Below are 5,725 nucleotides of genomic sequence, written 5' to 3'. Positions count from 1 at the left end.
TGTTAAACCCAAAAAACTGGAAATTACCAAGGACCATGTAATTTGTGGCAAACCCGCTCATAAAAAGGTCGACGAGTCTCTCGTCATTGGAAAACATGGGGGGATCAAAAATATCTTTGTCTATTTGCGTGCTCCTAAAATGAAGAATGCACAAATTCACGCAAGTTACCAAAAATTGCCAGATATAATATTCATTTAACATAAGGCATGTATTATAGAACCGCATGCTAGTGGACTCTGGTGCAAGCATCAGAAACTGCTTGTCACGAATAAAGATCCTGTTGCTCACAATTTTCATATTCACGTGATCAATAATCAAGTCGAGAGTTTTATCACAAACACAAGTGGTTCAGATAACCAGCATACTTTAGATTACCACCTCAATGAACGGCTTCCACTAAAAATTGACTGTGCTGTTCATCCTTGGGAGAAAGCGTATCTGTTAATAAAGAATCATCCCTACTTTGCAATAACAGACGACAAAGGGGCTTTCACGATTAAGAATCTACCCGTCGGTGATTGGGAGTTTCAATTATGGCACGAAAAACCAGGATATCTTGTCGCAAAAGAGGAATGGAAAAAGGGGCGGATTAAAATGAAGATCGAGCCTGGAAAAAATGATTTAGGAGAGATCAAAGTGGCTCCGCAACTGTTCGAAGATTAATCTCATTAGCATATAAGTAGCCCCTATGAAATTTCCATTTCTAATCTCGTTAACAGTCTTAGTGGCAGCACCTTTCGCTTCCGCAGCAGAAAAACCAAAAAAGAACGCTGCCCCCGCAGCTCATAAAACCGTGAATTGGCAATCAGGCGTCGTCCTGACGTTTGACGATCGCTTCATCGACCAATGGGTCAAACAAATTCCCTTATTCAAAAAGTATGATGCCAAAGTCACGTTTTTTGTCGATCACTTCCACACACTCAAACCAACTCAGATTAAGGGACTGCGAAAATTGAAAGCAGCCGGGCATGCCATTGGCTGCCATGGTGCGAAACATCGCAAAGCCGTCGACTATGTAAACAAGATGGGTTTGGATAATTATCTGAAAGCCGAAATCAATCCGGCTGTAAAACTAATGACCGTCGCGGGCCTCAAACCCACATCATTTGCCTACCCCAGCAGTTCCCGTAACACCGAGATTGACCGGGAACTTTTAAAAACATTCCGCCACATCCGCGGCGGCACAGGAATGAAGCCTGAACAACGCATGCGTGATCTAAAAACCATCTTTGTACCCGTCAATGAAATCTCTAAAACAGGAACTCTAATTGGCACCGGCATTGATTACGCAGGCACCGAAAAACGCCCCGATTATCTGGTGCAAATCAAAGACGCAATGGACCATGCCAAAAAACGGGGTGAGATCGTTATATTTTACGCCCACAACATCAGCGAAAATGGACCCGGCCACCATTTAAGACCACAGGCACTTGCAGAGATTCTAGCGCACGCCCAACATATCAACTTACCAACATTAACCTATGATGATCTGCCTTAATTCTTTTTTTTCTTTTTGAGCTTCGATCCCAACTCCACTTTATCCGCCCAGGCGAACCAGTCTTGAGACATCTGCTTAACCCGAGCGGTCTGTTTCATGGCAAGATTGTTCGTTTCACAACGGTCGGCACTAATATCAAACAGCTCCCACTCTTTCACCTGTGAATCCCATACCAGTTTCCACGGGCCTTGCCGGATCGCACGATTGCCTGACCAATACCAGGCTAGTGAATCGTGCAGCGTTTTTTCTTCGCCCTTTAACAGAGCCAACATGCTCGTGCCTTCCACGGGAAGAATCTCATGTCCCTGATACGTTTTGGGATACTCAGTGTTCGCCATTTCCAGAAAAGTCGGCAGAAGATCAATAATATGCGCGGGACTGCGATTGATCGTATCAGCGGGAACTTTGCCCGGCCACCAGGCGATCAACGGCGTCGAGATACCCCCTTCATGCACCCATGATTTGTAACGGCGAAAAGGCGAATTCTGAGCCCAGCCCCAGGAGGGACCGACGGCAACATAATCGTCTTTCGGTCCGGCATCTCGAACATTCGGATCACGACCGCCAGGCTCTTCACTACAACCCCCATTGTCAGAGAGAAACAGCACCAGCGTATTATCGAGCTGATTCGTCTCTTTTAAAGTACTCATAATACGACCAATGTTCTGATCCATACTATCGATCATCGCCGCGTAAACGGCCATCCGCTTGTCTTCGAACTCCTGGTTCGCGGTTTCCCACTCATATGAACGGCTATCGCCTTCGGAGAGTGACCAGTTCTTGCCCGCCAGTCCCATCTCCTGCAATCGTTTCCAGCGATCTTTCCGCATCTGATCCCAACCCATTTTGAACTTGCCAATATATTTGGCAATGTCTTTTGGTTTCGCATGCAGCGGATAATGGGGAGCCGTATAACAAAGATGAATGATGAACGGTTTGTCATTTTTGCTATAACGCTGAATCATATCCAATGTATGATCAGTAAACGCATCTGTGGTGTAATAATCGTCTTTGAATTTTGTGACCGCTTTGTCATCATGCCCGAAACTGCGAATGCCCGCCCGTTTGTAGGGAGGATCTGAAATCGTCGGGTTGAAAAAGTTACAACAACCATCCAGCACGCCATAATAGGAATCAAAGCCGCGAAAGAACGGATGTGTCGTTTTGTCGTAACGATCAATCCAGCCGCCGGGATACTTACTCTTGGCATACCCTTTCGTACGCATCAGATGCCATTTCCCACTGAGTCCTGTCTGATAACCGGCGACTTTCATCGCTTCACCCAGCGTGACCATATTTTGACGCATGTGCCCCCCTTTCCCGAAGCGGGGATACAAGCCCGTCAGAATCGAAGCGCGCGTCGTCGTGCATTTCGCGTTATTATAAAATTGGGTGAACCGCATCCCTTCTCGGGCGAGTCGGTTTAGATTCGGTGTTTCCACTTCGCCTCCGTAACACCCAATATCAGAATAGCCCATGTCGTCACACATGATCAGAATGATATTCGGTTTCGTGGCTGCCTGCAGAACAGAACCAAACATAAACAGAATACAGAGCGTAAAAAAGATTGTATTGTATTTTTGAACGCGAGAGTTTGTCATGGTGCTGCTTACTGCTTCGAAGGGAGCGAGAGCCGGGTCAAAATGGTTATATTATTGTAGATGCTCATCCGACAGGACTCAACAGGCGAAGATTCCGCAGCATCAGATTCCCGGTTTTTCAGGAAGATCCAGGTTGCGAATTGATCTGACTGACACCAGAGGTTACAGTTGAATAAACCCTGTTCTCAGCCAGTTAGAAGATTCGTTCATTCTTTTTAGTGCCCTCCGGGAGATCAACGATGAGTCAGTCGAAACAGTCACAAACACGCCGCGACTTTTTAAAAACCACAGCCGCGGGAACAACAGCCGCATTTCTGGGCGCTCCTGCAATTCATGCCGGAACAAAAACCGATTCACGAATCGTACTGGGTTCAGGTGATTATCAATACGAGGTCACACACAACTGGGCCAAATTACCCTCAAAATTCACCTGGCAGATCACACATAATGTGGCCGTTGATAAAGACGGATTTCTGTATGTAATCCACGAAGGCCGTGCCGATCAGACAGACCATCCTTCGATCTTTGTGTTCGACCCCAAAGGAAACTATGTCCGGTCGTTCGGCAAACAGTTTCAGGGGGGCGGCCACGGTCTTGAAGTACGCCAGGAAGGCAACGAACAATTCATCTACGTAACCGGCTATCAACATCTAAAAACCTTTGCCAAGTTGGATCTGAAAGGCGAAACGGTCTGGCAGAAATATGCGCCGATGGAATCCAAACTGTACGCTGCAGGGGAAGCCACAAATCCGAAAAAGGTCTGGGGACAAGATCGGTTCATGCCAACTAATTTTGCATTTCACCCTGATGGCGGATTATATCTGGCCGATGGTTACGGAGCCTATCACGTTCATCGTTATGACAAAAACGGAAAATGGCTCTCCGCCTTTGGTGGAAAAGGAAAAGAAGACGGACAGTTCAGGCTGCCACATGGCCTGTGGATCGATGATCGTGAAGGACGCGCACCATCCGTCGTGGTCGCAGACCGGGCCAATGGCCGCGTGCAATGGTTTACCCTGGACGGAAAACATCTCAAAACCATGAACGACTTCATTCTACCGGCTAACGTAGATGCGCATAAAGAAGTATTACTGGTCCCCGATCTCGCTTCCCGAATCACCCTGCTCGATGCAAAAGACAATGTCATCTCACATCTGGGACAGGATCCTGAATGGGATAAAGCCATGAAAGCAGCCAAAAAACCACGCATGCGGGAAATGCCAAAAAAATGGCAAGCCGGCCGATTTGTACATCCGCACGATGCCTGTTTCGATCAGGAAGGAAACATCTTTGTCGCCGAATGGGTAGCCACAGGACGTATCACCAAATTAAAACGACTCAGCTGAGAACCAGTTACAGAAAAAATACTTATCATATTGAAGACGACGCAAACAGAATTTCACTTTTCAATAGAAGCAACACAATGAAATCACTCTCCAAATTCACAGCAGTTCTTTTCACATTGACTCTTATCTGCCAATCGGCATTGCTGGCCAGTGAGACTCCTCTGCCCCCGAAAATCAAATTGAGTCCGGAGACAAGAGCGCGCTGCCTGGAAGTCTTACGAGAAGCAATTCGCAGCGATGAGTTCTGGCCTTCCATGCATGCCGCGGAAGCACTCACCTTAGCCGGTGAAGGAGCAGAAGTTCGCAAGGTTGTCGAACCAAAATTGAAAACCGATAAAGATGATCAACACCGTTGTGGTCTTGCCAGAGAACTGGTTCGCGCCGGCGATCGTTCCAAAGCAGCGATTATGTTTCAGATTCTGGCCGGCAAAGATCCTCATGGTCACGTCCATGCCTGCGAATCGTTATACAAAGTAAATGAGTTAGGCGATGGAATCCTCATTCGTAAGGCTTTGAATTCAGACAACCCCAGGAAGGCCATGATGGCCGCCGCCCTGCTCACCCGTTGGGGAAATCAGGATGCATTACGAATTGTGCGCAAATACCTGAAAGACCCGGACGTCAGCATCGCAAGCATCGCTGCCTGGATTATTGCCCGCGTCGGAGACAAGCAGGATATCCCCGCACTCAAAGCAAATCTCAAACGAACCGACGATCCTTTCGTCCGTGCCTACTTTGAAACGGCCCTGGCCATGCACGGCGATCAGGAAGGAATAAAAGCGGTTGAGCGGAATCTATCCAGTGAGAATCCCGCAGTCAAAACCTATTCCGCGATTTTTGCCGGTGAAGCAGGTTTGAGCCAGCTGAAAGAGCAACTTAAAAAACAATTAAACGATGAAAACCGAGACGCGCGCATCAGGGCAGCCCAAGCATTAATTGTCCTGGCCAAAACAGATCAGTATCCGCAAGGAGAAGTGATTGTCAATCATCTTTACCCCTCATCGAAAGAGTATCCCCGCTACAGCGAAGGTTCGATCTTACCCTTGAAAGATGGAAGTCTGTTGTACGCCACAACGCAATTTATCGGCAGCGGATCTGATTTTGCCAAGGCACGCATTATCGGCAAAACATCAACCGATGGAGGCCGAACCTGGAGTGAGCCACGCGTCTTGCAGGAAAACATCGGGCAGAAAAACGTCATGTCAGCAACACTCCGGTATCTGGCAGGACCCATGCATGAAAATCGTCCCATCGGATTATTCTATCTCAAAAAAAATAC

5 protein-coding genes and 1 pseudogene are annotated in these 5,725 nt (G+C 47.5%); 5 read left to right on the top strand and 1 reads right to left on the bottom strand.

The window, feature by feature from the left end; all coding sequences use genetic code 11:
* From Q0668_RS02745 to Q0668_RS02735, 3 genes and pseudogenes are all read left to right on the top strand, one after another.
* Nucleotides 1-199: pseudogene (locus tag Q0668_RS02745) on the top strand (hypothetical protein); the annotation flags it as partial.
* A 105-nt stretch (nucleotides 200-304) separates the two neighbouring features.
* A complete protein-coding gene (locus Q0668_RS02740) occupies nucleotides 305-664 on the top strand; it encodes a hypothetical protein (protein WP_298859685.1) in 360 nt (119 codons plus the stop codon).
* A gap of 25 nt (nucleotides 665-689) precedes the next feature.
* Entirely contained in the window at nucleotides 690-1,499 is an 810-nt protein-coding gene (locus tag Q0668_RS02735) for a polysaccharide deacetylase family protein (protein ID WP_298859684.1), read from the top strand.
* Here Q0668_RS02735 and Q0668_RS02730 read toward each other — a convergent pair.
* A complete protein-coding gene (locus Q0668_RS02730; protein ID WP_298859682.1) occupies nucleotides 1,496-3,100 on the bottom strand; it encodes an arylsulfatase in 1,605 nt (534 codons plus the stop codon). The two genes, Q0668_RS02735 and Q0668_RS02730, sit on opposite strands and share 4 nt — an antisense overlap.
* Nucleotides 3,101-3,339: 239 nt before the next feature.
* Between Q0668_RS02730 and Q0668_RS02725 the strand changes: the two genes are divergently transcribed.
* A complete protein-coding gene (locus tag Q0668_RS02725; protein WP_298859680.1) occupies nucleotides 3,340-4,446 on the top strand; it encodes a twin-arginine translocation signal domain-containing protein in 1,107 nt (368 codons plus the stop codon).
* A 77-nt stretch (nucleotides 4,447-4,523) separates the two neighbouring features.
* Nucleotides 4,524-5,725 (top strand): HEAT repeat domain-containing protein (locus Q0668_RS02720; protein WP_298859678.1); only part of this gene is annotated, 1,202 nt, incomplete at its 3' end.

Origin of the sequence: uncultured Gimesia sp., assembly GCF_937910335.1 — a bacterium.
In the GTDB taxonomy this organism is placed as follows: domain Bacteria; phylum Planctomycetota; class Planctomycetia; order Planctomycetales; family Planctomycetaceae; genus Gimesia.
This window is presented reverse-complemented; position numbering and strand designations above follow the sequence as displayed.

What these genes read in the sequence shown, in the direction of transcription:
- Q0668_RS02735 (WP_298859684.1), top strand. Translation starts at nt 690, where the DNA reads ATGAAATTTCCATTTCTAATCTCGTTAACAGTCTTAGTGGCAGCACCT.
- Q0668_RS02730 (WP_298859682.1), bottom strand. Translation starts at nt 3,100, where the DNA reads ATGACAAACTCTCGCGTTCAAAAATACAATACAATCTTTTTTACGCTC.
- Q0668_RS02725 (WP_298859680.1), top strand. Translation starts at nt 3,340, where the DNA reads ATGAGTCAGTCGAAACAGTCACAAACACGCCGCGACTTTTTAAAAACC.